This is a genomic window from Aeromicrobium sp. Leaf350 (genome assembly GCF_916858655.1).
Taxonomy (GTDB): Bacteria; Actinomycetota; Actinomycetes; order Propionibacteriales; family Nocardioidaceae; genus Aeromicrobium.
Window position 1 is genome coordinate 944,475 of the sequence record NZ_CAKASL010000001.1, and the last position, 23,658, is coordinate 968,132.

Below are 23,658 nucleotides of genomic sequence, written 5' to 3' on the forward strand. Positions count from 1 at the left end.
TTAGCTCAGCTCTCTCTTGAGGATCTTGCCGGTCGACGTCATGGGGAGCTCGTCTCGGAACTCGACGACGCGAGGGTACTTGTACGCGGCGAACTGCTCCTTGCCCCAGGCGACCAGCGTCTCCTCGGTGACGTCGTCGTGGTCCTTGTTCTTGACGACGACGGCCTTGATCTCCTCGCCGTGCGACTCGTGCGGGACGCCAATGACCGCCACCAGCGAGACCGCCGGGTGCGACATCAGCACCTCCTCGATCTCGCGCGGGTACACGTTGTAGCCGCCGCGGATGATCATGTCCTTGGAGCGGTCGACGATGAAGTAGTAGCCGTCGGCGTCCTTCTTGCCCAGGTCGCCCGAGCGGAACCACCCGTCCTTGATCGCCTCGGCCGTGGCCTCGGGGCGGTCGTAGTAGCCCTTCATGACGTTGTGGCCCTTGATCGCGATCTCGCCGATCGCGTCGGGGTCGTCCGGGACGTCCGACCAGTCCTCGTTGATGAGCTTCATCTCGACGCCCGGGATGGGCTTGCCGATCGAGCCCACGCGGGGCTCCTCGCCGAACACGCTGAACGACGCGACGGGCGAGGTCTCCGAGAGGCCGTAGCCCTCGAGGATCGTGACGCCGAAGCGCTCCTTGAAGTTCTTGTGCACCTCACCGGGCAGCGCCGCGCCACCGGCCGCCGCGACGCGCAGGTTGGCGGCGATGTCGGCCACCGGGTGCTCCGGGGTGAGCGCGCCGAGCAGGCCCCAGTACATCGTGGGCACGCCCGCGAAGTACGTGACCTTCTCGCGCACCATCAGGCCGATGGCCGCCTCGGCCTCGAACCGCGGCAGCATCACGACGGTGCCGCCGAAGGCGAAGCCGCCGTTCTGGATGCACGTCTGCCCGAAGGAGTGGAACAGCGGCAGCACGCAGAGGTAGGTGTCGGGGTTGTCCTCGTCGGCACCGAACAGGTCCTTGCCCGACAACGCGTTGTCGCGCATGTTGCGGTGGCGCAGCTCGGCGCCCTTGGGCTGGCCGGTCGTGCCGGAGGTGTAGAGGATGACGGCGGTGTCGTCGTCGTCGCGCTCGACCGTCTCGAACGTGGGGGGCTGCGCGCCGACCAGCGGGGCGTAGTACTCCGGGCCCTCCAGCGGCGCCGGGGCGGCCGAGTCGAGCTTGATGAGGAAGAACTCCTTGCAGGAGTCCGTGGCCTGGAAGCCGTCCCACGCGGCCTCGCCGATCGGCAGGTCGGCGGTGCCCTCGAACGCGAAGTACGCGACCGCGTCGGAGTCGTCGAGGTGGTAGGCGACCTCGCGGGCCTTCAGCAGCACGTTGAGCGGCACGACCGTGGCGCCGGCCTTGAGGATGCCGTAGTAGATGATCGAGAAGTACGGCAGGTTCGGGCACGACAGGGCGACCTTGTCGCCGGGCTTCACGCCGCGCTCGACGAGCAGGTTCGCGACCTGGTTCGCCGCGCCGTTGACCTGCGCGTAGTTCAGCTTGGTGTCACCGAACACGATCGCGGTGCGATCGGCGTACTTCGCTGCCGAGTTCTCCAGCAGGGCGGACAGGTTGGCCACGGCGTCTCCTCGTCGGTTCCGGATGGTGATCGGCGTCTCAGCCGATGCCGTCAGCCTAGACCCGACCGCGCCGACGCACAGGAACGGTCAGAACGCCTGGCCCGTGAGGCGTTCGTACGCCTCGACGTAGCGGGCGCGCGTGCGGTCGACGACCTCGGCGGGCAGGGTGGGCGGCGGCACGTCGGCGGCCTTGTCCCAGCCGGACTCGGGCGAGAGCAGCCAGTTGCGGACGATCTGCTTGTCGTAGGACGGCTGCGGACCACCCGGGCGCAGGTCGTCGGCGGGCCAGAACCGCGAGGAGTCGGGGGTCAGGACCTCGTCGGCGAGCACGATCGTGCCGTCCGCGCGCGCCCCGAACTCGAGCTTCGTGTCGGCCAGGATGATGCCGCGCTCGCGCGCGACCGCCTCGGCGCGGGCGTACACCGCGAGGGTCAGGTCGCGCAGGCGCTCGGCGACCTCGGCCCCCACCGTGGCGACGACGTGGTCGAAGTCGACGTTCTCGTCGTGCTCGCCGAGGTCGGCCTTCGTGGCGGGGGTGAAGATCGGCTCGGGCAGCCGCGAGCCGTCGACCAGGCCGTCCGGGAGCGGGACGCCGCAGACCGAGCCCGTCTCGGTGTAGTCGATCAGGCCCGAGCCGGTCAGGTAGCCGCGGGCGACGCACTCGACGGGGAACATCGCGAGGCTCTCGCAAACAACCGCTCGGCCGGCGACGGACTCGGGCACGTCGGTCGAGATCACGTGGTGCGGCACGAGGTCGGCGAGCTGGTCGAACCACCACAGCGACATGCGCGTGAGGATCTCGCCCTTGTCGGGGATGCCGGGGCTCAGCACGTGGTCGAACGCACTGATGCGGTCGGAGGCGACCATCAGCAGGTGGCCGTCGGGCAGCGTGTACAGGTCGCGGACCTTGCCCGAGTGCAGATGGGTGGCTCCGGGGATCTCAGGCGTCACGGGACCAGGCTAGTGGTCGCGTCGCGCAGCAGGCACGATGGCGGCATGGCGATCGTCCACACCGGGGCCGACATGACCCCCACCAAGCACGAGCTCCTCACCGCCTGGCTGCCGACGCAGCCGTGGTGGCCGACCGGGGCGGAGGTGCCGAAGCCCGAGGCGAGCTTCCGGCTCGACGATCCCGCCGGGGAGGTGGGCATCGAGACGTTCCTGCTCCGGGTGGGCGGCGGCGTGGTCCAGGTGCCGGTGACGTACCGCGCGGCCGCCCTGGTCGGGGGCGAGCTGATCGGCGAGACGGAGCACTCCGTCCTCGGGCGCCGCTGGGTCTACCTCGGCACGAGCGACCCGGTCTACGTCGGTGCGACGACGTCGGTGATCCGGGAGGGCGGCAGCGAGGTCGCGACCGTGGCCCCTGACGGCACGCCGGTCCCCCGCCGAGCGTCGACCGCCGCCGTGCGCGGATCGGGAGCCGGCTCGGGCCAGCTGCACGTCGCCGTCGCGATCGCCCCGGACGAGCCGGCGCCGTCCTCGTCGGGCACGCTCACCGCGACCTGGGCCGAGCAGTCCGCGCCCGTCGCCCTCGCCTGGCTCTCCGGGAGCTGACCGTGACCGCTCCCCTTCGCCGTCTCGGGTTCCTGACCATCGGGCTGTTCGACGAGCACGACCCCGGACCGGGCCACGAGGCCACGCTGCGGCTCATCGAGCTGGGCGAGCAGCTCGGGTTCGACTCCGCCTGGCTGCGCCACCGCCACCTGCAGCACGGCATCTCCTCGCCCGTCGCGGTGCTGGCCGCGGCGTCGCAGCGCACGAGCCGCATCGAGCTCGGCACGGCCGTGACGCCGCTCGGGCTGGAGAACCCGTTCCGTCTGGCCGAGGACCTCGCGACGGTCGACGTGCTGAGCGGCGGTCGCCTCAACCCGGGCGTCAGCGTCGGCCCGCCGATGAACTACGAGCACCTCAAGGACCACCTCTACCCGCACACGGCCGACGCCGAGGACTTCTCGTACGACCGGGTCTCGCGGCTCGTCGCGAACCTGCGGGGCGAGCCGGTCAGCACGTTCGAGGGCACGGTCGGGATCGAGACGTACTCGACCCGCATCCAGCCGCACTCCCCCGGGCTCGCGGAGCGGGTCTGGTACGGCGCGGCGAGCCTCGGATCGGCCCGCTGGGCCGGGGAACAGGGGCTCAACCTCCTGACCAGCAGCGTCGTGAAGGCCGAGGAGGACGACGACTTCGCCCGCATCCAGCGCGCCCAGGTCGAGGAGTTCCGCGCTCGACACCCCCTCGGTCAGGCGGCGCGCGCCTCCCAGGGTCTCGTGGTGGTGCCGACCGACTCGGCCACGCCGGAGCAGCGGGCCAAGTACGAGGCGTACGCGGAGTCGCGTCTGGCCCGCACACGGGAGCCCCAGGGGCCGGCTCGCATGATGTTCGCGCCCGACCTGGTGGGCGAGTCCGCCGCGATCGCCGAGCAGCTGCAGGCGCACGCGGGGTACCAGGCGGTCGACGAGGTCGTGTTCGCGCTGCCGTTCACGTTCGAGCCCGACGACTACGTGCAGATCCTCACCGACGTCGCGACGCGGCTCGGCCCCGAGCTCGGCTGGTCCCCCACCTGACCCGACCCGACCAGATGTGTGGACTTACGCCCCATTCCGACGAGCGATGTGGGGCGCAAGTCCACACATCTCGGCGGCTAGAGGATGGCGCCGGGGGTGTAGGCGGCGGCCTCGGGATCGGCCTCGAGGACCTCCTCGACCCGCGCGACGATCGAGGCCACCTGGTGCGTCGCGGCGCCGGTGAACGCGATCGGCTCGGCGACGAGCGACGCGAGGTCGGCCTCGGTCAGGCCGAGACGTTCGTCGGCGGCGAGCCGCGCGAACAGGTCGTTCTCGGCGGTCCCCTGCTCGCGCATCTCCAGCGCGACCGAGACGGCGTGCTCCTTGATCGCCTCGTGCGCGGCCTCGCGGCCCACGCCGGCGCGGACGGCGGCCATCAGCACCTTCGTCGTGGCGAGGAACGGCAGGTAGCGGTCGAGCTCGCGCTGCACGACGGCCGGGAAGACGCCGAACTCGTCGAGCACGGTCAGGAACGTCTCGAAGAGGCCGTCGGTCGCGTAGAAGGCGTCCGGCAGAGCCACCCGGCGCACGACCGAGCACGAGACGTCGCCCTCGTTCCACTGGTCGCCGGCGAGCTCGCCGATCATCGAGACGTACCCGCGCACGATGACCGAGAGGCCGTTGACGCGCTCGCAGGAGCGGGTGTTCATCTTGTGCGGCATCGCGCTGGAGCCGACCTGCCCGGGCTTGAAGCCCTCGGTCACGAGCTCGTTGCCTGCCATGAGGCGGATCGTGGTGGCGAGGTTGCTCGGTGCGGCGACGGTCTGGGCGAGGGCCGTGACGACGTCGTAGTCGAGGGACCGCGGGTACACCTGGCCGACGCTGGTGAGCACGTTCGCGAAGCCGAGGTGCGACGCGACGCGGTCCTCGAGCTCGGCCAGCAGGGCCACGTCGCCGCCGAGCAGGTCGAGCATGTCCTGACCCGTGCCGACGGGGCCCTTGATGCCGCGCAGCGGGTAGCGCTCGAGCAGAGAGTCGATGCGGCCGAGCGCCACGAGCAGCTCGTCGGCGACGGTCGCGAAGCGCTTGCCGAGGGTCGTGGCCTGAGCGGCGACGTTGTGGCTGCGACCGGCCATGACGAGCTCGGCGTTCTCACCCGCGAGGCGGGTGAGGCGGGCGAGGGTCGCGACGACGCGGCGACGGACGAGATCGAGCGAGGCCTTGACCTGCAGCTGCTCGACGTTCTCGGTGAGGTCGCGCGAGGTCATGCCCTTGTGGATGTGCTCGGTGCCCGCCAGCGCGGCGAACTCCTCGATGCGCGCCTTGACGTCGTGGCGGGTCACGCGCTCGCGCGCTGCGATGGAGTCGAGGTCGACCTGGTCGACGACGGCCTCGTAGGCCTCGATCACCCCGTCGGGGGTCTCGATGCCGAGGTCGCGCTGCGCCTTCAGCACGGCGATCCAGAGCTGACGCTCCAGCACGATCTTGTGCTCGGGCGACCAGAGTCGGGCGAGCTCGGCGGAGGCGTAGCGCGAGGCGAGGACGTTCGGAGCGGTCACCCGCCCATTCTCGCAGCCCACCCCGCCACCCCCGCCCGGGGCGGGGTGGGTGGGGTCAGAGGGTGATGTCGCCGAGCTGGGCGGCGAGGGCGATGTCGGTGCGGTGCTGGCCGCCCTCGATGATGACCGCGTCGACCCCGGCGTACGCACGGATGCGCGCCTGCTCGAGGTCGTCGCCGATCGCCGTCACCGCGAGCACCCGGCCGCCGGCCGTCACGAGGTTGCCGTCGTCGTCCAGGCCGGTGCCGGCGTGGATCACGTCGACCCCCTCGATCGCGTTGGCGGCATCGACGCCGAGGATGCGGTCGCCGGAGCTGCTGGAGGCGGGGTAGCCGCGCGAGGCCATCACCACGGTGACGGCCGAGCCGCCGGTCCACTGCGGGAGCCCGACCTGGGCGAGGGTCCCGTTCGCGGCACCGCGCAGGAGCGCCGAGAGCGGCGTGCGCAGCATCGCGAGCAGCGCCTGCGTCTCCGGGTCGCCGAAGCGTGCGTTGAACTCGACGACCTTCACGCCGCGGCTCGTGAGCGCGAGACCCGCGTAGAGCAACCCGGCGAACGGCGTGCCGCGACGCGCCATCTCCTGCACCGTCGGCACGAGCACGCGCCGGGTCACGTCGGCCACGAGGTCGTCCGGCGCCCACGCCAGCGGCGTGTAGGCACCCATGCCACCCGTGTTGGGGCCCTCGTCACCGTCGAGGGCCCGCTTGAAGTCCTGCGCCGGCTGCAGCGGCAGCACGGTCTCGCCGTCGGTGATCGCGAACAGCGACACCTCCGGCCCGTCGAGGAACTCCTCGATCACGACGCGGTCGCAGGACAGCGCGTGGTCGAGCGCCTCCTGGCGGTCGTCGGTGACGACGACTCCCTTGCCGGCGGCGAGCGCGTCGTCCTTCACGACGTGTGGCGCGCCGAACGCGTCGAGGGCCGCCTCGATCTCCTCCTGGGTCGTGCACACGCGAGCCATCGCGGTGGGCACCTCGGCCGCCGCCATGATCTCCTTCGCGAAGGCCTTCGAGCCCTCCAGCTGAGCCGCCTGCGCGGTGGGCCCGAAGCAGTCGATGCCGGCGGCGCGCACGGCGTCCGCGACACCCGCGACGAGCGGCGCCTCGGGCCCGACGACGACGAGCTCGGCCCCGACCTCGGTGGCCAGGCGAGCGACCGCGTCGCCGTCCATCGGGTCGACCTCGTGCAGGGTCGCGACCGCGGCGATGCCGGGGTTGCCCGGGGCCGCGTGGACCTCCGTCACGGCGGGGTCGCGGGACAGGGCGAGGGCGAGGGCGTGCTCACGGCCGCCGGTCCCGATCACGAGCGTCTTCACCCGCCTCACCCTAGCGAGGGCGGGGCGGGCGAAGGGGCGGGCGGGTTCAGAGGCCCTGCGCCCTGAGGAAGGTGAGCGCGGCGTCGGCGGTGGCGCTCCAGCGGGAGTCGATGACCAGGGAGTGGCCCGCGTCGGGGATCTCGACGAGCTCGGTCACGCCGGGGTTGCGCGACTGGCGCTTGAAGGCCGCGTTCGCGAGGGCGAAGGGGACGATGTTGTCCTTCTCGCCGGTCACGACGAGCATCGGGCCGCGCTCCGGGTTCTTCTTGTCGGCCCGCACCACGGTCCACGGCCACACGTTGGCGGTCGCGGCCTGGAAGAGCGGGCGGCCGGCGGCCGGCACGTGCTGCGTCTCGTAGAGCTCACGCGCCTCGGCCTCGGGCACCGCGTTGGCGAAGCCGTAGCGGAACTCGTCGAACGTCAGCAGCACGGTCCGCCCGCGGTTGGCGGGGTTGCCGAGCACGGGGAACGCGGCCTTCAGCGCGCTGAACGGCAGCGGCAGGACGCCGCGGCTCGGCGCGGGATCGATCGCGACGGTGGCCTCGGCCAGACCGCGGCCGGCGACCATCTGCACCAGCAGTCCGCCGAAGGAGTGCCCGATCAGGATCGGCTTCTGGTCGAGGCCCTCGACGACGGCGGCGACGTGGTCGGCGACCTCCGCGACCGAGGTGCCGGCGAGCGTCTCGTCGGTCAGCGCGGCCTCGCGGTCGGCGGCGTCGCCGGGCCAGTCGACGGCGACGACGGCGTAGCCCTCGTCCTCGAAGCGGGACTTCCATGCGTCCCAGCTCGAGGCCAGCAGCCAGAGGCCGTGGACGAGGACGACCGGGCGGCGACCCGAGGCGTTGGCGGCGGCCACCTGGGCCGACTCGCGGGCGGACAGGACGGAGGGGGCGGGGCGGGTGATGGTCGAGCGGCTCATGATGACTCCTGAAGTAGAAAGAACGATCGTTCTTGTGTGTTTCGAGCATGGCACCGCCTATCGACCTCTGTCAAGAACGATCGTTCTTTCTTTTTGAACTTTTTCTGTCTACCCTCGACACGTGTCCACCACCACCACCCCGTCCGAGCCCCGCGACCGCCTCCTGCGCACCGCGGCGCAGCTCTTCTACGCCGAGGGCATCACCGCGGTCGGGGTCGACCGGATCGTCGCCGAGGCCGGCGTCACCCGCGCCACGATGTACCGCCACTTCGCCGGCAAGGAGGGGCTCGTCGTGGCCTACCTCGAGCAGGAGGACGCCACCCTCCGCGCCCTCTTCGCCGGCGCCGCCGCTCAGACGTCCGACCCGCACGAGCTCGTCGCCGCCGTGATCGACGGCATCGCCGCCGACGCGACCCAGCTGCACCGTCGCGGGTGCCCCTTCATCAACGCGAGCGCCGAGTTCCCCGACCCGTCGAGCACGGTCCGGCAGGTCGTGCGCCACCACCGCGACTGGTTCCGCGAGACGCTCGCGCAGCTGCTGCGGGGGGCCGGGCTCGACGACCCCGACCAGCGGGCGGCGTCGCTCGTGCTGCTGCGCGACGCGATGCTCGTCGGCAGCTACCTCGACGGCCAGGACGAGCCCGGCGCCGAGTCCCTCGAGTCGGCGTTCCGATCGAGCGCGGCCCGCGTCCTCGCCTGACTCGTCAGAGGAGGTCGTGCAGGACCACGGTCTCCTCGCGGTCCGGGCCCACGCCGACCGCGGAGATGCGGGCGCCGCTGATGGCCTCGAGCTCGCGGACGTAGGCCTGCGCGTTGGCCGGCAGGTCGGCGAGCTCGCGCGCCCCGGAGATGTCCTCGGTCCACCCGGGGAAGTACTCGTAGATCGGCTTCGCGTGGTGGAAGCCGGTCTGGCTGACGGGCATCTCGTCGACGCGCTCGCCGTCGACGTCGTACGCCACGCACACCGGGATCTGCTCCCAGCCGGTCAGGACGTCGAGCTTGGTCAGGACGAAGTCGGTGACGCCGTTGATGCGCGCCGCGTAGCGGGCGATCGGGGCGTCGTACCAGCCGGTGCGGCGCGGACGGCCCGTCGTGGTGCCGAACTCGCCGCCGGCCGTGCGCAGCTTCTCGCCGTCGCCGGCGGGGTCGACGTCACCGGTGAGCTCGGTCGGGAACGGCCCCTCCCCCACGCGCGTGGCGTAGGCCTTGACGATGCCGATGACGCGCGAGATCTGGGTCGGCGCGATGCCCGAGCCGGTGCACGCGCCGCCCGTCGTCGCCGACGACGAGGTCACGAACGGGTACGTGCCGTGGTCGACGTCGAGCAGCGTGGCCTGACCGGCCTCGAGCAGCACGGTCTCGTCGCGGCTGAGCGCCTCGTGCAGCACGAGGGCCGTGTCGGCGACCATGGGCGAGAGCCGGTCGGCGTGCACCAGCAGCTGCTCGACGATCTCGTCGACGCTGACCGCACGGCGGTTGTAGACCTTGGTGAGGATCTGGTTCTTGAGCTCGAGCGCGCCCTCGACCTTGGCCCGCAGGATCTTCTCGTCGAAGAGGTCCTGCACGCGCACGCCGAGCCGGTTCATCTTGTCGGCGTAGGTGGGACCGATGCCGCGGCCCGTGGTGCCGATCTTGCGGCTGCCGAGGAAGCGCTCCGTGACCTTGTCGAGCGTGCGGTTGTAGTCGGCGATGACGTGGGCGTTCGCGCTGACGAGCAAGGCGCTCGTGTCGATGCCGCGGGCCTCGAGGCCGTCGATCTCGTGGAACAGGACGTCGAGGTCGACCACGACGCCGTTACCGATGATCGGCACGCACCCCGGGGTCAGGATGCCGCTGGGCAGCAGGTGGAGGGCGTACTTCTCGTCGCCGATCACGACGGTGTGGCCGGCGTTGTTGCCGCCGTTGAACTTGACCACGTAGTCGACCCGGCTCCCGAGCAGGTCGGTGGCCTTGCCCTTGCCCTCGTCGCCCCACTGGGCGCCCACGATCACGACTGCGGGCATGCAGCCCACCCCTCACGACATGAGACAAGCCCCGCTCGCGGGGCTCTTGCGACCGCAGTCTAGCCGCCCCGGGCCTACTGTTTCCAACGTGAACCCCTCCGCGAGCCGTGACGACCAGCCGGCGACGACCCCCTGGACCGTGGTCGTGAACTCGGCTGCCGGCAGCAGCGCGGACGGGGTCGTCGACGCGGTCGTCGCGGCGTTGCAGGAGTCGGTCGAGGTCGAGGTCGCACGCACCGAGGACCTCGACGACCTGGCCGACGCCCTGGCGAAGGTGCCCTCCGGCGCGACGGTCGTGACGCTCGGGGGCGACGGCAGCCTGCACGCGGTGGTCTCGGCGCTGGACCACCTCGACCGCCTCCGCGACGTCGTGGTGGGGCTGGTGCCGCTGGGCACGGGCAACGACTTCGCCCGCACGATCGGGGTCGCGGCCGACGACCCGGCGGCCGCCGCTCGCGACCTCCCCACGGCCACGGAGCGGGACGTCGACCTGATCCGCGCCGACGACGGCTCGGTCGTGGTCAACGCCGCGCACGTCGGAGTCGGTGCCGACGCCGCGGTGGCGGCGAAGCCGTGGAAGGAGCGCTTCGGCATCATCGGCTACGGGGTCGGCGCGATCGCCTCGGGGTTCTCGGCCGAGGGCTTCCGCGGCGAGGTCCACGTGGACGGCACGAAGGTGCCGGTCCGGGGTCGCCTCCTGCAGGTGGCCGTCGGCAACGGTCGCTACGTCGGCGGTGGCGCCCCGCTGCTGCCGAACGCCGACCCGTTCGACGGCCGGCTCGACGTCGTCGTGTCGTGGGCCGACAAGCCGCTGCGACGGCTGAAGTACGCCTGGAAGCTGCGCAGCGGGCGTCACGTCGAGGGCGACGACACCGAGCCGCTGCGGGGCACGACCCTGTCGGTGCTGGTGAGGGGATCCGCGCTCGAGGAGGGCATCCCCGGCAACAGCGATGGCGAGCTGACCGACCCCGCCACCACCCACTCCTGGACTCTCGAGCCCGGTGCCTGGCGTCTGCTGGTGCCCACGGGTCGGTGAGCGGCGCCGCACCCCGCGTCGGGACGTCCCGCCAGATCCTGGCGGTGGCGGTCCCGGCCTTCGCCGCGCTCGTGGCCGAGCCCGTCATGCTCCTGGCCGACACCGCCATGATCGGCCACCTCGGCACCGCCGAGCTGGCCGGGTTGGCGGTGGCGTCCGTGGTGCTCACGACGATCGCCGGTCTCTGCGTGTTCCTCGCGTACGGGACGACCGCCGCGGTGGCCCGCAGCCACGGCGCAGGCCGGGCGACCGAGGCCGGGAGCCAGGCGTTCGGCGGGGTCTGGCTGGCCGCGGCGCTGGGCGTCGTCCTGGGCGGGCTCGCCCTGGTGGTCGCCGAACCGGTGAGCGGCGCGCTGGCGAGCTCGCCCGAGGTCGCGGACCACGCCTCGACCTACCTGCGGATCAGCGCGGCCGGGGTGCCTGCGCTGCTGCTCGCGCTCGCCGCCACCGGAGCGCTGCGTGGCGTCCTCGACCTGCGCACGCCCCTGTACGCGACCGTGTCGGCCTGCGTCGCGAACGTGGGGCTCAACGCGGTGCTGATCTACGCGCTCGGCTGGGGCGTGGGCGGGGCGGCCCTGGGCACCGTGATCGCCCAGTGGGGAGCGGCGACGTGGCTCGTCGTGACCGTCGTCCGACGGGCCACGGCCGATGGTGTGAGCCCTCGTCCCCGGCTCGGCCCGGTGCTGGCCGCCGCCCGGGCGGGCGTGCCGCTCCTGCTGCGCACCGCGACGCTGCGGGTCGCGGTGCTCCTGGCCACGGCGGTGGCCGCGACGTTCGGCGACGCCTCGCTCGCGGCCTACCAGGTGACCGCGATCGTCGTGACGTTCTGCGCGTTCGCCCTCGACGCGATCGCCATCGCCGGCCAGACCCTGACCGGCCGTGCCCTCGGCGCCGGGGACGCCGCGCTGACGCGATCGCTGACGGCACAGATGGTGCGGTGGGGATGGGGGCTCGGGGCCGTGATCGGCCTGGTGCTCGCCGCGCTGACGCCGTGGCTGCCGGCGGCGTTCACCTCGGACCCGGCCGTGGTCGACGTCCTGGTGCCCGCGCTCCTGGCCGCAGCCGTGGTGCAGCCGCTGTCGGGCGCGGTGTTCGTGCTCGACGGGGTGCTGATCGGAGCCGGCGACGGCCGCTACCTCGCCGTCGCAGGGGCGATCGCGCTCGCGGCGTACGCGCCCTTCGCGGTGCTCGCCGGGGCGACCGACGCCGGACTGACCTGGCTGTGGGTCGCCTACGCGGGCTTCATCGCCGCCCGCTGGGCCACCCTCGAGCACCGGCGCCGCGGCGAGCGGTGGCTGGTGCTGGGCTGAGCCTCCCCCCAAGGACGGGGTGTCAGCCGACGAGGATCGCGTACGCCTCGGGGCTCGACTCGCGCAGGAACTCGCGGCAGCGGTGCGCCTCGACCTCGTCGCCGAGCCGCTCGGACCCGTCGGCGAGCACGGCGAGCGAGCGCAGGAAGCCGCGGTTCGGCTCGTGGCCCCACGGCACGGGGCCGTGGCCCTTCCAGCCGTTGCGGCGCAGGAGGTCGAGGGATCGGTGGTACGAGGTCCGCGCGTAGGCGTAGCCCTCGACGTCGCTGCCTCCGGCGAGCGCCTCGGCGGCCAGCAGCGCCCAGGCGAGCGTCGACTCCGGCACGGTGGCCGCGACGTCACGCGCAGGCTCACCCGCAGAGATCCGACTCGCACCCGGGTCCTCGGGCAGCAGGGTCTCCGGCGGTTCTCCCAGCAGGTTGCTCATGGTGCCGACCCTAGCCGGGCGACGGTCGACGGTTTCCCACGAGACCGCTCATATCCCTCCTCGTGCGCACGAATCTTCGTGCGCACGAGGAGGGATAGCTGGGTTCACCCACGAATCCCCGGGCTCACTCCGCGTCGAGGTCCTGGGCGTAGACCCGGAAGTCGCCGTGGTCGCGGTGCATCTCCCAGAGCCGCTCGGCGATGACCTCCGGGTCCTTGCGCGGGTGGCCGGGCTCGATCGCACCGGGGATGATCAGCTGGCCGACGTGGATGTCGTCGGGCGCGAGCGCCTCGTGCAGCATCTGGCCGAGGGCCGACTCGCCCGCGAACGCGACCGACGTGCCCGCGAACTTCGCGACCGGGCGCACGGCGCTGCCGCCGTTGACGAGCAGCACGGTGCCGCCACCGAGGAAGCGCATGTGCTGGGTGACGTGGTGGATCGCGGCGAGCGGGCCGAGGATCGAGAACTCGAGCGCGGGCTGCAGGTCCTCGACCGTCGTCTCGAGCACGGGGCGCAGGTACTCCTTGGCCGGCAGCGGGCTGTACTGCAGCACGTCGATCGGGCCGAGGTCGGCCGAGACGGCGTCGAGCGCGTCACGCAGGCTCGCCGGGTCGCGCACGTCGGCGGTGTAGCCGCGGGCCGTGATGCCCTCGGACTGCAGCGTCCCGGCGAGCTCGGTCGTGCGGTCGAGGTTGCGCGAGACCAGTCCGACGGAGAAGCCCTCCTTCGCGAAGCGGCGAGCCACGGCGGCCCCCAGGTTCGATCCGGCTCCGATGATGGCGAGGGTCGGCATGGGGTGGTTCCTCCAGGAGGTTCGTCGAACGGGGACTCCTCCCAGACTGCCCCGGTCGTGGTGATCTCGCAGGCCGACCACCCCCTCCACCCCGGGCGACGGTCGGACGTCCGTTCCCCGGGTCATTGCCGAGTGACGCAGGTACGGCGCACGCTCTGTCGATGGAACCTCCTCGGACCCGTCGGCGACATCCGCGGCGCATCCCACTCACTACGCTCGCGATCGCTGTGCTTCTCGGAGCAACGGCGTCCGTCGCTGCCGCCGGCGACAGCATCGTCGACTCGGCAGTGTTCGCGAACGCCGTCGCTGATGCCGAGGAGTCACGGTGGCAGAGTGCGCGCGACGTCGGTGCGACGATCGCGACCGTCGAGTCGGACTACCCGGACGACTTCGCCTACGCCTACTTCACTGACGACACCGTCGCTCACGTCGGTTTCAAAGCCGGAGCCCCCGAGAGAGCACGAGACCTTCTCGAAGGTGGAGACTCACGGCTTGAGTTCGAGGAGTACGTGGGATTCACCCAGGACGAGTACATCGCAGCGGCTGCGACCCTCGTCGACCAGGTGGGAGTCATGCTCGACGCCAGTCCCGACCGGGGCTTCATCATCGGCCCCGACCCGGTCGCGGGCAGAGGAGTCATCCGGGTGGTTCTGACGGGTGACACCGCTGATGTCCCGGAGCCAGGCATCTCGTCGTTGCTCCCTCCCGGCCCGTTCGTGCTGCAGGTCTCGCACTCACCAACTGTCTTCGAGGATGCCTCCTACGGCCGCGCCGGTGGCACGTGGCTTGTCTCGACCTTGACGGGCCTCGGCCAGTGCACCTCAGGATTCGTGGCCAAACGGCGGGGTTCCACACAGCTCGGCGTGGCCACGGCTGGGCACTGCCCTGACAATCTCAGCTACTACCACGAAGGTACGCACGAGGTGTACCCACTCGCCCACGTCGTGACCAGCAGCATCGGCCGCGGAGACAGTCAGTTCCATCGGTCGAGCCGCATGATGGACGCCTGGTTCCACGCTGACACCAATGCCGGTCGGCCCGTGCTGGATGTCAGAACGCCATACGCGGGCGAGGGCGGTGTCTGCGCCTACGGCAAGACGACGGGCCGCAAATGTGGTTCCGCTGTGGCAGTCAATCAATGGATCACTACACAGACCGGAACGAAAGGTAACCAGGTGTTGACCAACTTCTCGGGCGCCGAGGGCGACAGTGGCGGACCCCTCTACGGAGGCAATACCGCATTCGGAATCGTCTCCTCGATATCCCAGGACGGACTCTTGACCGCCTCGACCAGTTCATCCGGAGTCGAGTTCGGGCTGAATGTCGACATCTGCCGACACCCGGTCTGTTCATGAGCAGGGTGACACCGAGCCGCGGTTGCTTGACGCCTCGATGCCTGACCAGAGTCGCCGTCGCGCGGGCCTTGACGGGCACGGCGCTCGTGATCGCCAGCGGTTGCACGAGTGGGGGAACGGAAACGGCCAACCCGAACGCCTCGGCCCGGCCGGATCCGCCGGTGGCGACCGTCACCGCCGACGGGCGCCTCGACCTGCCCCGGACACCCATATCGGGCGAACTCATCGTCCGCGACGGCTGCTTGGTGGTCGCTGATCCGACGACCGCCACGGGCCACCGGCTGCTGGTGCTGCCGACCGGGGCCGAGGTGAGGCAGTCCGACCCGCCGGCCATCGTCTACGCGGGTCTCCTCATCCCGGTCGGCACGGAGCTGGGGCCAGCGTCCGGCCTACTGGTCACTCGCGACGGACTGTCGGACGTCATTGAGCCGTCCAACAGCATCGACGACGCTTTACGTGACTGCTCACACGCCGGCGACGAGCTTGCTGTGGTCGTCTCCCTGCGCGACGTCTACCTCGACTTGGGCGGCGAGTGAGGCGCCGTCCCGACCTCGCGAACGGCGCGTAGGTCACCGCCCCGGAGGTGCAGGGTGGTCAGCGGTGGCGGGCGCGGCGGGTCTTGCCGGTGTCGTCGCGGAGGGGCTCGCGGGTCGTCTCGAGGGTGCGCGGACGCTTCTCGGGATCGACGCGCTCACGCACCCAGGCCAGGAGCAGGCCCGGATCGACGTCGGACTCGGCCAGGACGTGCACGACCTCGCCCAGCTCGGGGTCAGGTCGGCCGACCGCCACCGACGAGCGCACCCCCGGGTGCGAGTCGACGACGGCCTCGACGTCCGCCGGGTGCACGGTGACCCCGCCGACCGTGATCGCGTCGTCGAGACGGTCGGCGACGAAGACGTACCCGTCGGCGTCGACCCACCCGGCGTCGCCGAGGCCGTGCCACCCCGGCCGTCCACCGTCACGCTGCATCCGCAGCTCGCCCACCTCGCCCGGCGCACAGTCCGAGCCGTCCGGCCGCACGGCACGGAAGCGCGACCCGGCCATCGGGCGACCCACCGAGCCGGGGTGCACCAGCCACTCGTCGCCGCGGATCATCGTGAGCCCTTGCGCCTCCGTGCCGGCGTACACCTCGACGACCCGCTCAGCGCCGAGCCAGTCGATCCAGTCGCGCTTCAGCGGCTCGGGGCACCTCGCCGCCATGTGCATCACGGAGTGCAGCGACGACACGTCGGTCGAGGCCCGCGCAGGATGCCGCCAGATGCGAGCCATCGTCGTCGGCACGAGCATCGTCCAGCCGACCCGGTGCCGCTCGATCGCGGCCAGCGCCGCACCGGCGTCGAACCGCTCCATCAGCACGAGCTCGTGCCCCGTCATCAGGCCGCGCATCGCGTACGTGAACGGCGCCGCGTGGAACAGCGGACCCGCGACGAGCTGCACGACGTCACGCGGCACGAACGGTGCGACCGGGCGGTCGACGTCGACCGACGACGGGTTCGGGTCCAGCAGGAGCTTCGGCACCCCGGTGCTGCCGCTCGACGTCGGCGCCTTCCACGACGAGGCGACCGCGTCCGGCAGAGGCGCGTCGTCCTTCGTGCGGATCTCCACCGGTCCGTCCACCACGAGCCGCGGGTCGATCGTCGCGAGAAGTCGCAGCCGCTCGGCGGCCGGCAGGCGGGGCGACAGGGGTTGCGGGATCGCGCCCAGCTTCCATGCGGCGACGCACGCCAGCACGAGGTCGAGTCCGTTCGACAGGCTGATCGTCACGAGGTCGTCGCGACCGACCCCGTCGGCGGCCCACGTGCGCGCCAGCCGGTTGCCCAGCGACTCCAGTCGCGCGCGCGTCACCACGCACCCTCCAGCCGTCACGGCCGGGCGGTCCGGCTCGCGCTCGGCCAGCACCGTGAACGCGCGACCGATCGGCAGGGACGTCATGCGTCAGGCCTGGGCGACGTGGGCCTCGTAGAACGCGACGTGCGCCCGCGCCGCCCGTTCCCACGTGTAGCCGCGCGCGAGGTCGCGTCCGGGGTCGGGGGACGGCGGGTCGCTCACCGCTCCGGCGAGCGCGGCGGCGATGCCGATCGGCGACTCCGCGAAGGCGACGGTCGACCCGAACACCTCCCGCAGCACCGGCAGGTCGCGCGCGACGACCGGCACCCCGGCCGCGAGGGCCTCCATCGCGGCGAGACCGAAGCCCTCCTTCGTCGAGACGAACGCCAGCGCCTCCGCCTGCGCCACGAGCGAGGGAAGGTCGCCGTCGTCGACGACCCCGAGCACCTCGTGCTCGACGTTGAGGTGTCGCGCCTGGTTCTCGAACGCCCGGCGGTAGTCGCGGTAGTCGAACAACGTCTCGCCGCCGGCGAACACGAGCCGCAGGTCCGGCCGACGACGCCGCAGCATCGCGTAGGCCTCGAGCAGGTCGATGCTGCCCTTGCGCGGCTCGATGCCGCCGAGCGCCAGCACGTAGGGACCGAGCTTCTCGCCCCACCGAGCCCGACCCTCGGTGTCCTCGGCCCCGGCTTCGAAGCGGGCGGCATCGACGCCGTTGGGGATGACCACCGGCGACAGCCCCCACCCCATCCTCACCTCGGTGGCGACCGCGGCCGAGACGCAGATGCGGGCGCTCGGCTCGACCACCGCGCGCTCGTGGCACGCCGCGAGCTCGGGAGTCGTGAAGGTGTCGAGGTGGTGGATCGTGCGCACGTACGAGGCACCCGCCGCCATGACGGCGTTCGCACTGATGCAGTCCTGGGCGTGCACGACGTCGTAGCCGTCGCGGACCGGCTCGAAGGCCTCACCGAGCGTCGCGATCGAGCGCAGGATGCGCTCGCCGACCTCCTCCCCGTCGATCGCCGGGAACGGCACGGCGTGCACCGTGACGGCTGGGTCGACCGGGCGGAAGAACGCAGTGTCGCCGCCCCGGCCGAGGGTCCACACGTGCACGTCGTGGCCGAGCGCCGCCAGCGCCTCCGCGAGCGCAAGCGTGTGCACGACGCCGCCGCGCGGCTTCGACGAGTACGTCAGCAGGGCGAGCCGCAGCGGGGTCATGAGGTCTCGCCCGTCGTGGCCGGCACCGTCCGGTAGCTGCTCGGGGTGAGCTCCTTGAGGTGGTGCAGGATGCGCCGCGAGCGCGCGATCTCGAGGGCCACGTCGACCTCCGCGACCGCGAGCGCCCCCTTCGACCACGTGCGCGCCAGCACGTCACCGCCCGGCCCCACCACCTTGGCCTGGCCGAGGAACCGCAGGCCGCCCATGACGCCGGTCTGGTTGGAGGACACCCACACGACCTGGTTCTCGGCCGCGCGGGCGCTGTCGTAGAGGTCGAACAGCCTCGACTGCCGGTCCTGCGGCAGGCGGGACGCGCGGTCGGTGACGCTCGCGGGCCAGGCCGAGAGGCACGCCAGGATCTCCGCGCCGTCGAGCGCGAGCGTGCGCGCGGCCTCGGGGAACGTCTTGTCGTAGTCGATCAGCATGCCCATGCGCCCGACCGGCGTGTCGAACGCCTCGAAGGAGTCACCCGCCGCGTAGACCAACGACTCCCCCGCCGGCTGGTGCACCTTTCGGTGCCGACCCAGGATCCCGTCGCCCGTCACGCAGAGGGCCGCGTTGTGGTGCAGCAGCTCGCCGTCGACCAGCGTCTCCTCGGTGTAGCCGAAGCAGACCACCATGTCCTGCGCCATCGCCACGACCCGCCCGACCTCGAAGGAGTCCTCGGCGAACGCCGGCGGCAGCGCGTCCGGGTCGGGGCTGCGCAGGTCGGCGAGGTAGCCGCCGAGCGTGGCGTCCGGCAGCACCAGCAGGTCGACGCCCGCCTCCCGGGCGTCGCCGACGATGCCCTCGACCTTGTCGAGGGCACGCGGGACGTCGCGCCCGAAGTGGGCCGCGACCGCGGCGAGGCGCACGGCCTAGTGCTCGACCGTGGCCGGCCGACGAGCACCCACGATGCTGTCGAACACGTGCTCCGCGTCGCGCGCGATGCCGTTGAAGCGGCCCGATCCCCACGTGTGCATCCACGGCAGACCGAGGAAGTACAGGCCCGGCACCGACGTGACGCCGCGCGTCTGGGTCGGCGCTGCGGCGCCGTCGAAGACGCCGACCTTGACCCAGCGGTAGTCGGGTCGGTACCCGATCCCCCAGACGATCGAGGTGATGCCGGCCTCGGCGAGGTCGAGCATCCGCGGCTCGTGGTCGGGGGCCCACACCGGCTCGTACTGCCCGCCGGGCGGCGCGTCGATGCCCTCGCGCTCGATGAACGCGTCGATGTCGCGGCAGATCGAGTTGTAGACCGCGTCGGCGGAGTCGAGGGCGCCCGTCAGGGTCGGCTCGAACGACAGGCGCGTGCCCTCGGCGCCGGACATCAGGCCGTAGAGCTTCATGCCCTCGGCGGCGAACTGTCGCAGGTCGATGTCACGCCCGCCGTCGCGACCCGTCACGTAGTGGTTGGTCTTCTCGCGCGCAGCTCGGCCGCCGGGGTACTGCTGCACCGGCGTGTCGTACAGGCCCATGTCGGCGAGCCAGGTCATGCAGTCGCGACCCCGGTAGAAGCGTGCGACGCGGGGCGCGTCTCCCAGGGCGAGGTGGACCTTGCGGCCCTCCAGGTGCAGGTCCTCCGCGATCTGTGCGCCCGACTGGCCCGATCCGACGACCAGCACGTCGCCGTCCGGCAGCTGCGCGGCGTTGCGGTAGTCGGCCGAGTGCACCTGGGTGATCGACGGGTCGATGCCGGCGGCGAACGGCGGCACGATCGGCAGGTGGTACCCGCCGGTGGCCAGCACGACCTGCTCGGCCTCCAGCACCTCCTCGCCGTCGGGGCCCCGCAGGGTGAGCTCGAAGCCGCCACCCTCGCGCTGGGTCAGCAGCGTGACGGCGGTGTGCTCGCGCACCGGCGGATCGAAGCTCGCGGCGTAGCCGGCGAGCCACTCGGCGACCTGCTCGCGGTTCATGAACCCGTCGGGGTCGTCGCCCTCGTAGACGTAGCCGGGCAGCCGGCAGTGCCAGTTCGGCGTGACGAGCGTGAAGTTGTCCCAGCGGCGATCGGTCCACTCGTGGGCCGTGGTGGAGGCCTCGAGCAGCACGTGCTCGACTCCCTCCTGGGTCAGGAACCAGCTGACCGAGAGACCGGCCTGGCCGGCTCCCACGATCGCGACGGGAATGGTCATGACGACTCCTGGGACTGAGTTCTCTGCGGGAGAGGCGGCTGCATGTCGAGGACCTCGACGAGGTCGGTGGCCGCGAACCCCGCGGCGGTCGCCTGGATGCGCTCGAGCGAGGCGGCCGACGCGCTGCACGCGAAGCCGTACTTCGCCCGCACGCGCTCGCTCGCCTCGGCCAGCGCGGTCGCCGATCGGCGGGTGAACTCGTCGACGCGGTAGCTCGTGCCGGGGTCGAGGTGGTCGTGCATCACGAGCGAAGGCGAGTAGCAGTCGGCCACGCGGCCGTCGGGCCAGCGCACGGTCACGGTCATCTCAGGCATGGACCGGCACCTCGGTCACATAGGTGTCGGGGCGACGGTCCCGCAGGTGGAACATCGACCGGCGCGCCGTCTCGAGAGCCTCGTCGAGGTCGACCCCGGCGATCGCCAGCCCGGCCTCGGTGCCGGTCGTGGCGAGCACGTCGCCGCCCGGACCCACGATCTTGGCGTTGGCGACGAACCGCATCGAGCCGAAGGTGCCGACCTGGTTGGCCGCGACCCAGACGATCTGGTTCTCGAGCGCGCGGGCCTGGTCGAAGAGGTTGAACCGCTTCGTCCACCGGTCCTCCGCGATGTCGCTGGCCCCTGCGGTGCGCGAGGAGGGCCAGGCCGAGATGCACGCGACGACCTGGGCGCCGTCGAGCGCCAGGGCGCGAGCGGCCTCGGGGAACGCCTTGTCGTAGCAGATCAGCATGCCGATGCGCCCGACCGGCGTCTCGAAGGTCTCGTAGACGTCGCCCGCCTCGTAGTAGAGGTTCTCCCCCAGCGGCTGGTGCACCTTGCGGTGCACGCCGATCACGCCGTCGCCGTTCAGCGCGGCGGCCGAGTTGTAGCGCGTGCCACCGTCGGCCTCGCAGAAACCGAGCACCAGCGTCATGTCGCCCGCGATCTCGGCGACCCGGCGCAGCTCGGGACCGTCGAGGTCGATGATCGGCGGCAGCGAGTCGGGCCCGTCGCCGTCGGTGTGGAGCGTCGAGAGGTAGCCGCCGAGCGCCGCCTCCGGCAGGGCCAGCAGCCGGACGTCGCGGCTGCGCGCCTCGGCCACGAGCCGGGTGATCTGGGCGTAGGCCTCGTCGAGGTCGCGTCCGAAGTTGGCCGACGCGGCGGCCAGGGTGGTGAGCGTCATGCGATTCTCCTCGAGTCGGAAGTTCCGAGTCCGGTGACGGTGTCGGCGATCGCCGAGGTCACGAGTCCGTCGGGCCAGCGCAGGTCGACCCCGCGGCCCTCGGTCAGCCGTCCGCAGACGGCGGTGTCGACGTGCGACGGCAGCCCGGCTCCGGGCTGGGACGCGCGTGCGGGCGTGCGCTCGGTCGTGACCATCGCGAAGCCGGGGAAGCAGGTGAGCCAGTCGCCGGCCGTGGCGTCCGCGGGCATCGGGATGTCGTCGACGTCGAGCACGGCCTTGCAGCCGCTGGCCTCCGCGAGCATCCCGGTGGTGCCGATGACGCCGGTCATGCTGACGTCCTTGGCGGCCGTGGGTCGCAGGGCCGGCACGACTCCGGCGAGGGCCCGCAGCTCGTCGGCACGCCGGTGCGACGAGGAGTCCCACTGCGATCCGGTGTAGCCGGGGCGCCAGCCGCCGCCGAGGTCGGCCGTGAGCCGCACGGACTCACCCGGGTGGCCACCGCCACCGGGGACCGGACGGTCGGCGCGGCCCAGGGCCGTGACGCTGAGCGAGGCCGGCACGCCGAGCTGCGTGTGCCCGCCGAGCACCGGCACGCCCCAGGCCTCCGACGCGGCGCGGAGCCCGCGGAAGATGCGGCGGGCGAACGAGGCGTCACGGGCGCCGACGGCGTCGAGCAGGCCCACGGGCGAGGCGCCCATCGCCGAGATGTCGTTGAGGTTGACCAGCACGGCGCACCAGCCGGCCCACTCCGGGTCGCGCTCCACCATCGCGGGCAGGATCGCGTCGCACGCGGCCAGCAGGTCGGAACCGGGCACCGGGGCCGCGTCGTCGCCGACGAATGCTCTGCCACCGAGACCGCTGGGGGGAGCCTCGAGGCCGTCGAGGAGCGCGCCGAGCGCGGCCTTGGTGGCCCGCGCGAGCCGCTCCACCCGGTCGATCGGCCAGAGCATGTGCACGTGCGGGCGGCCGTGGACGTCGAGCGTCCGCAGCGTGGTCCAGCCGAGGCGGACGAACAGCGACTCGTTCTGCGCCTGCACCGTGGCGTCGAAGCGCAGGGCACCCTCGGCCTCGGCGCGGGCGCACGCGGCGCGCACCAGCGCCCCGCCGATGCCGGCGTGCGTGCGGGCCGCCGCGCTGACGGCCAGGCGGCTTCCCGCCCACCAGCCGATGTCGCGGCCCTCGACCGCGGGAGCGATGCGCACCCCGCCCAGCAGTGCGCCCTCCGGGGTGCGGGCCAGGAGGACGATCGTGCGCGGGTCGTCGTCGACGCGGTCGGCGTCGTCGCCCGCGAAGATGCCCTGCTCCGCCACGAACACCTCACGGCGGAGGGACCGGTAGGCGTCGAGCTCTGCTCGGGTCTGCGCCTGCTCGACCAGGAAGGTCGGAGCGGGCGAAGGACGCGTGCCGGTGAGGATGCCGCGGTCGAGGTCGACATAGGCCACGGGGATCACGCCCCCTCGGACTGCAGCACGCTGCAGGCGCCACAGGCCGGGCACCCGGCGGCCTGGTCGGAGCCGTGCATGCCGGCCTCCATCAGCGCGTGGGCGACGCGGCGCGTCACGTCCTGCAGCACCTCCGCCGGGGGCGGCGGCACGTGGTCGACGTCGGTCGCGAGCGTGCCGGCCAGGGGCCGGAACGGCACGACGAACGGGTAGACGCCCATGTCGACCAGCTCCTGCGCGGCCTCGACCATCTCGTCCGGGTCCTCGCCGAGCCCGACCAGCAGGTACGTCGAGACCTGGTTGTGGCCGAACACGCGCACCGCCTCGCGCCAGGCGGCGCGGTACTCGTCGAGCGGCACGGACGACTTGCCCGGCATCCACCGCCGACGCACGTCGTCGTCCATCGACTCGACGTGGATGCCGATCGAGCGGGCCCCGGCCTCGTACAGGTCGGTGATCGTCTGCAGGTCGGCCGGCGGCTCGCACTGCACCTGGATCGCGAGGTCGGGCAGCACCTCGCGCACGGCCCGCACGCAGCGGGCCAGGTGGGTGGCACCGCGGTCGCGGCCGTTCGACGTGCCGGTGGTCATGACCATCTGCGTGATGCCGTCGAGGTCGTGCGCGGCCTTGGCCACCTCGGCGATCTGCGACGGCGTCTTGACCGCGATGGTCGATCCGGCTTCGAGCGACTTCTCGATCGCGCAGAACCGGCACCGCTCGGCCTCGTCGTACCGCACGCACGTCTGCACCACGGTCGTGGCGAGGACGTTGGCCGAGTGCAGGCGGGCGATCTTCTCGTACGAGACCCCGTCGGCCGTCTCGAGGTCGTAGAACGCCGGGCGGCGCACCGGCTCCACGCCGAGGCCGGTGTCGGCCCCGTCGAGGAGCAGGCGCCCCCGGTTGATCGTGAACGGGCTGTCGGGGTTGATCGGGATGGCGGTCCCGATGCCCCCGAGCAGCACGTGACCGTCATCGCTCGGTCCCGCGCCCGACTGCCGGCTGACCGGCGCATCGAGCAGTCGGATGCCCTGGATGGCGACATCGACTCGTGTGCTGGTGCGGGTGGCCGTGGCTCCGGCCCCGCAGCTGGGCGCGTTCATGTGGTCTCCTCCGTCCCTCGTGTG

At 72.2% G+C, this 23,658-nt stretch carries 23 protein-coding genes; 7 read left to right on the forward strand and 16 right to left on the reverse strand.

Annotated elements, in window-relative coordinates:
- Complete coding sequence (locus tag LO931_RS04815) at positions 1-1,557, reverse strand: long-chain fatty acid--CoA ligase (protein ID WP_229052146.1); 1,557 nt, start codon at positions 1,555-1,557, stop codon at positions 1-3.
- Between the two features lie 87 nt (positions 1,558-1,644).
- A complete protein-coding gene (locus LO931_RS04820) occupies positions 1,645-2,508 on the reverse strand; it encodes a phosphoribosylaminoimidazolesuccinocarboxamide synthase (RefSeq protein WP_229052147.1) in 864 nt (287 codons plus the stop codon).
- Between the two features lie 45 nt (positions 2,509-2,553).
- On the opposite strand from LO931_RS04820, the gene LO931_RS04825 reads away from it, so the two are divergent.
- Positions 2,554-3,111 (forward strand): hypothetical protein, encoded by a 558-nt coding sequence (locus LO931_RS04825; RefSeq protein ID WP_229052148.1) that lies wholly within the window; start codon positions 2,554-2,556, stop codon positions 3,109-3,111.
- A gap of 2 nt (positions 3,112-3,113) precedes the next feature.
- Positions 3,114-4,121: an LLM class flavin-dependent oxidoreductase gene (locus LO931_RS04830; RefSeq protein ID WP_229052149.1), complete on the forward strand. Its 1,008-nt coding sequence runs from the start codon at positions 3,114-3,116 to the stop codon at positions 4,119-4,121.
- 77 nt (positions 4,122-4,198) lie between these two features.
- Here the strand turns inward: LO931_RS04830 and purB are convergent, their stop codons facing one another.
- From purB to LO931_RS04845, 3 genes are read right to left on the reverse strand one after another with little or no spacing between them, the layout of a single operon-like run.
- Entirely contained in the window at positions 4,199-5,620 is a 1,422-nt protein-coding gene (gene purB / locus LO931_RS04835) for an adenylosuccinate lyase (protein WP_229052150.1), read from the reverse strand.
- 55 nt (positions 5,621-5,675) lie between these two features.
- Entirely contained in the window at positions 5,676-6,935 is a 1,260-nt protein-coding gene (gene purD / locus LO931_RS04840; RefSeq protein ID WP_229052151.1) for a phosphoribosylamine--glycine ligase, read from the reverse strand.
- A gap of 46 nt (positions 6,936-6,981) precedes the next feature.
- Complete coding sequence (locus LO931_RS04845) at positions 6,982-7,854, reverse strand: alpha/beta hydrolase (RefSeq protein WP_229052152.1); 873 nt, start codon at positions 7,852-7,854, stop codon at positions 6,982-6,984.
- 121 nt (positions 7,855-7,975) lie between these two features.
- On the opposite strand from LO931_RS04845, the gene LO931_RS04850 reads away from it, so the two are divergent.
- Positions 7,976-8,554: a TetR/AcrR family transcriptional regulator gene (locus tag LO931_RS04850; protein WP_229052153.1), complete on the forward strand. Its 579-nt coding sequence runs from the start codon at positions 7,976-7,978 to the stop codon at positions 8,552-8,554.
- 4 nt (positions 8,555-8,558) lie between these two features.
- Here LO931_RS04850 and LO931_RS04855 read toward each other — a convergent pair whose 3' ends face one another.
- Positions 8,559-9,857 carry an adenylosuccinate synthase gene (locus LO931_RS04855; RefSeq protein ID WP_229052154.1) on the reverse strand — a complete coding sequence of 433 codons (1,299 nt, stop codon included), beginning with the start codon at positions 9,855-9,857 and terminating at the stop codon, positions 8,559-8,561.
- A gap of 88 nt (positions 9,858-9,945) precedes the next feature.
- Here LO931_RS04855 and LO931_RS04860 point away from each other — a divergent pair, with 88 nt between their 5' ends.
- Together LO931_RS04860 and LO931_RS04865 are read left to right on the forward strand one after the other, a co-directional pair.
- Positions 9,946-10,893 (forward strand): diacylglycerol kinase family protein, encoded by a 948-nt coding sequence (locus LO931_RS04860; RefSeq protein ID WP_229052155.1) that lies wholly within the window; start codon positions 9,946-9,948, stop codon positions 10,891-10,893.
- Positions 10,890-12,203: an MATE family efflux transporter gene (locus LO931_RS04865; RefSeq protein ID WP_229052156.1), complete on the forward strand. Its 1,314-nt coding sequence runs from the start codon at positions 10,890-10,892 to the stop codon at positions 12,201-12,203. The genes LO931_RS04860 and LO931_RS04865 overlap by 4 nt, the downstream gene beginning before the upstream one ends.
- A 22-nt stretch (positions 12,204-12,225) precedes the next feature.
- Here LO931_RS04865 and LO931_RS04870 read toward each other — a convergent pair whose 3' ends face one another.
- A complete protein-coding gene (locus tag LO931_RS04870) occupies positions 12,226-12,630 on the reverse strand; it encodes a DUF3151 domain-containing protein (protein ID WP_229052157.1) in 405 nt (134 codons plus the stop codon).
- Between the two features lie 124 nt (positions 12,631-12,754).
- Positions 12,755-13,423 (reverse strand): SDR family oxidoreductase, encoded by a 669-nt coding sequence (locus tag LO931_RS04875; protein ID WP_229052158.1) that lies wholly within the window; start codon positions 13,421-13,423, stop codon positions 12,755-12,757.
- Between the two features lie 227 nt (positions 13,424-13,650).
- Here LO931_RS04875 and LO931_RS04880 point away from each other — a divergent pair, with 227 nt between their 5' ends.
- Both LO931_RS04880 and LO931_RS04885 read left to right on the forward strand, forming a co-directional pair.
- On the forward strand, positions 13,651-14,778 hold the full coding sequence (locus tag LO931_RS04880) for a S1 family peptidase (protein WP_229052159.1): 1,128 nt from the start codon (positions 13,651-13,653) through the stop codon (positions 14,776-14,778).
- Positions 14,779-14,939: 161 nt separating this feature from the next.
- Positions 14,940-15,314 carry a hypothetical protein gene (locus LO931_RS04885; RefSeq protein ID WP_229052160.1) on the forward strand — a complete coding sequence of 125 codons (375 nt, stop codon included), beginning with the start codon at positions 14,940-14,942 and terminating at the stop codon, positions 15,312-15,314.
- 58 nt (positions 15,315-15,372) lie between these two features.
- Here LO931_RS04885 and LO931_RS04890 read toward each other — a convergent pair whose 3' ends face one another.
- Genes LO931_RS04890 through LO931_RS04925 form a run of 8 tightly spaced genes read right to left on the reverse strand, consistent with a single transcriptional unit; the run spans position 15,373 to position 23,634 of the window.
- Positions 15,373-16,710 carry an AMP-binding protein gene (locus LO931_RS04890; protein ID WP_229052161.1) on the reverse strand — a complete coding sequence of 446 codons (1,338 nt, stop codon included), beginning with the start codon at positions 16,708-16,710 and terminating at the stop codon, positions 15,373-15,375.
- A gap of 3 nt (positions 16,711-16,713) precedes the next feature.
- Positions 16,714-17,823 carry an MSMEG_0565 family glycosyltransferase gene (locus tag LO931_RS04895; protein WP_229052162.1) on the reverse strand — a complete coding sequence of 370 codons (1,110 nt, stop codon included), beginning with the start codon at positions 17,821-17,823 and terminating at the stop codon, positions 16,714-16,716.
- Positions 17,820-18,677, reverse strand: coding sequence for a carbon-nitrogen hydrolase family protein (locus LO931_RS04900; protein ID WP_229052163.1), 858 nt, complete (start codon positions 18,675-18,677; stop codon positions 17,820-17,822). The genes LO931_RS04895 and LO931_RS04900 overlap by 4 nt, the downstream gene beginning before the upstream one ends.
- A 3-nt stretch (positions 18,678-18,680) precedes the next feature.
- Entirely contained in the window at positions 18,681-19,934 is a 1,254-nt protein-coding gene (locus LO931_RS04905; RefSeq protein ID WP_229052164.1) for an MSMEG_0569 family flavin-dependent oxidoreductase, read from the reverse strand.
- The gene (locus tag LO931_RS04910; protein ID WP_229052165.1) at positions 19,931-20,248 is read right to left on the reverse strand and encodes an MSMEG_0570 family nitrogen starvation response protein; all 318 of its coding nucleotides are present in this window, start codon (positions 20,246-20,248) and stop codon (positions 19,931-19,933) included. The genes LO931_RS04905 and LO931_RS04910 overlap by 4 nt, the downstream gene beginning before the upstream one ends.
- A complete protein-coding gene (locus LO931_RS04915; RefSeq protein ID WP_229052166.1) occupies positions 20,241-21,092 on the reverse strand; it encodes a carbon-nitrogen hydrolase family protein in 852 nt (283 codons plus the stop codon). The genes LO931_RS04910 and LO931_RS04915 overlap by 8 nt, the downstream gene beginning before the upstream one ends.
- Positions 21,089-22,534, reverse strand: a complete 1,446-nt coding sequence (locus LO931_RS04920) for an MSMEG_0567/sll0787 family protein (RefSeq protein ID WP_229052167.1) — start codon at positions 22,532-22,534, stop codon at positions 21,089-21,091. Before LO931_RS04920 ends, LO931_RS04915 begins: the two co-directional genes overlap by 4 nt.
- A gap of 5 nt (positions 22,535-22,539) precedes the next feature.
- The gene (locus tag LO931_RS04925; protein WP_229052168.1) at positions 22,540-23,634 is read right to left on the reverse strand and encodes an MSMEG_0568 family radical SAM protein; all 1,095 of its coding nucleotides are present in this window, start codon (positions 23,632-23,634) and stop codon (positions 22,540-22,542) included.
- Positions 23,635-23,658 lie beyond the last annotated feature (24 nt).

What these genes read in the sequence shown, in the direction of transcription:
- LO931_RS04825 (WP_229052148.1), top strand. Translation starts at nt 2,554, where the DNA reads ATGGCGATCGTCCACACCGGGGCCGACATGACCCCCACCAAGCACGAG.
- LO931_RS04845 (WP_229052152.1), bottom strand. Translation starts at nt 7,854, where the DNA reads ATGAGCCGCTCGACCATCACCCGCCCCGCCCCCTCCGTCCTGTCCGCC.
- LO931_RS04855 (WP_229052154.1), bottom strand. Translation starts at nt 9,857, where the DNA reads ATGCCCGCAGTCGTGATCGTGGGCGCCCAGTGGGGCGACGAGGGCAAG.
- LO931_RS04870 (WP_229052157.1), bottom strand. Translation starts at nt 12,630, where the DNA reads ATGAGCAACCTGCTGGGAGAACCGCCGGAGACCCTGCTGCCCGAGGAC.
- LO931_RS04875 (WP_229052158.1), bottom strand. Translation starts at nt 13,423, where the DNA reads ATGCCGACCCTCGCCATCATCGGAGCCGGATCGAACCTGGGGGCCGCC.
- LO931_RS04890 (WP_229052161.1), bottom strand. Translation starts at nt 16,710, where the DNA reads ATGACGTCCCTGCCGATCGGTCGCGCGTTCACGGTGCTGGCCGAGCGC.
- LO931_RS04895 (WP_229052162.1), bottom strand. Translation starts at nt 17,823, where the DNA reads ATGACCCCGCTGCGGCTCGCCCTGCTGACGTACTCGTCGAAGCCGCGC.
- LO931_RS04905 (WP_229052164.1), bottom strand. Translation starts at nt 19,934, where the DNA reads ATGACCATTCCCGTCGCGATCGTGGGAGCCGGCCAGGCCGGTCTCTCG.
- LO931_RS04910 (WP_229052165.1), bottom strand. Translation starts at nt 20,248, where the DNA reads ATGCCTGAGATGACCGTGACCGTGCGCTGGCCCGACGGCCGCGTGGCC.
- LO931_RS04915 (WP_229052166.1), bottom strand. Translation starts at nt 21,092, where the DNA reads ATGACGCTCACCACCCTGGCCGCCGCGTCGGCCAACTTCGGACGCGAC.
- LO931_RS04925 (WP_229052168.1), bottom strand. Translation starts at nt 23,634, where the DNA reads ATGAACGCGCCCAGCTGCGGGGCCGGAGCCACGGCCACCCGCACCAGC.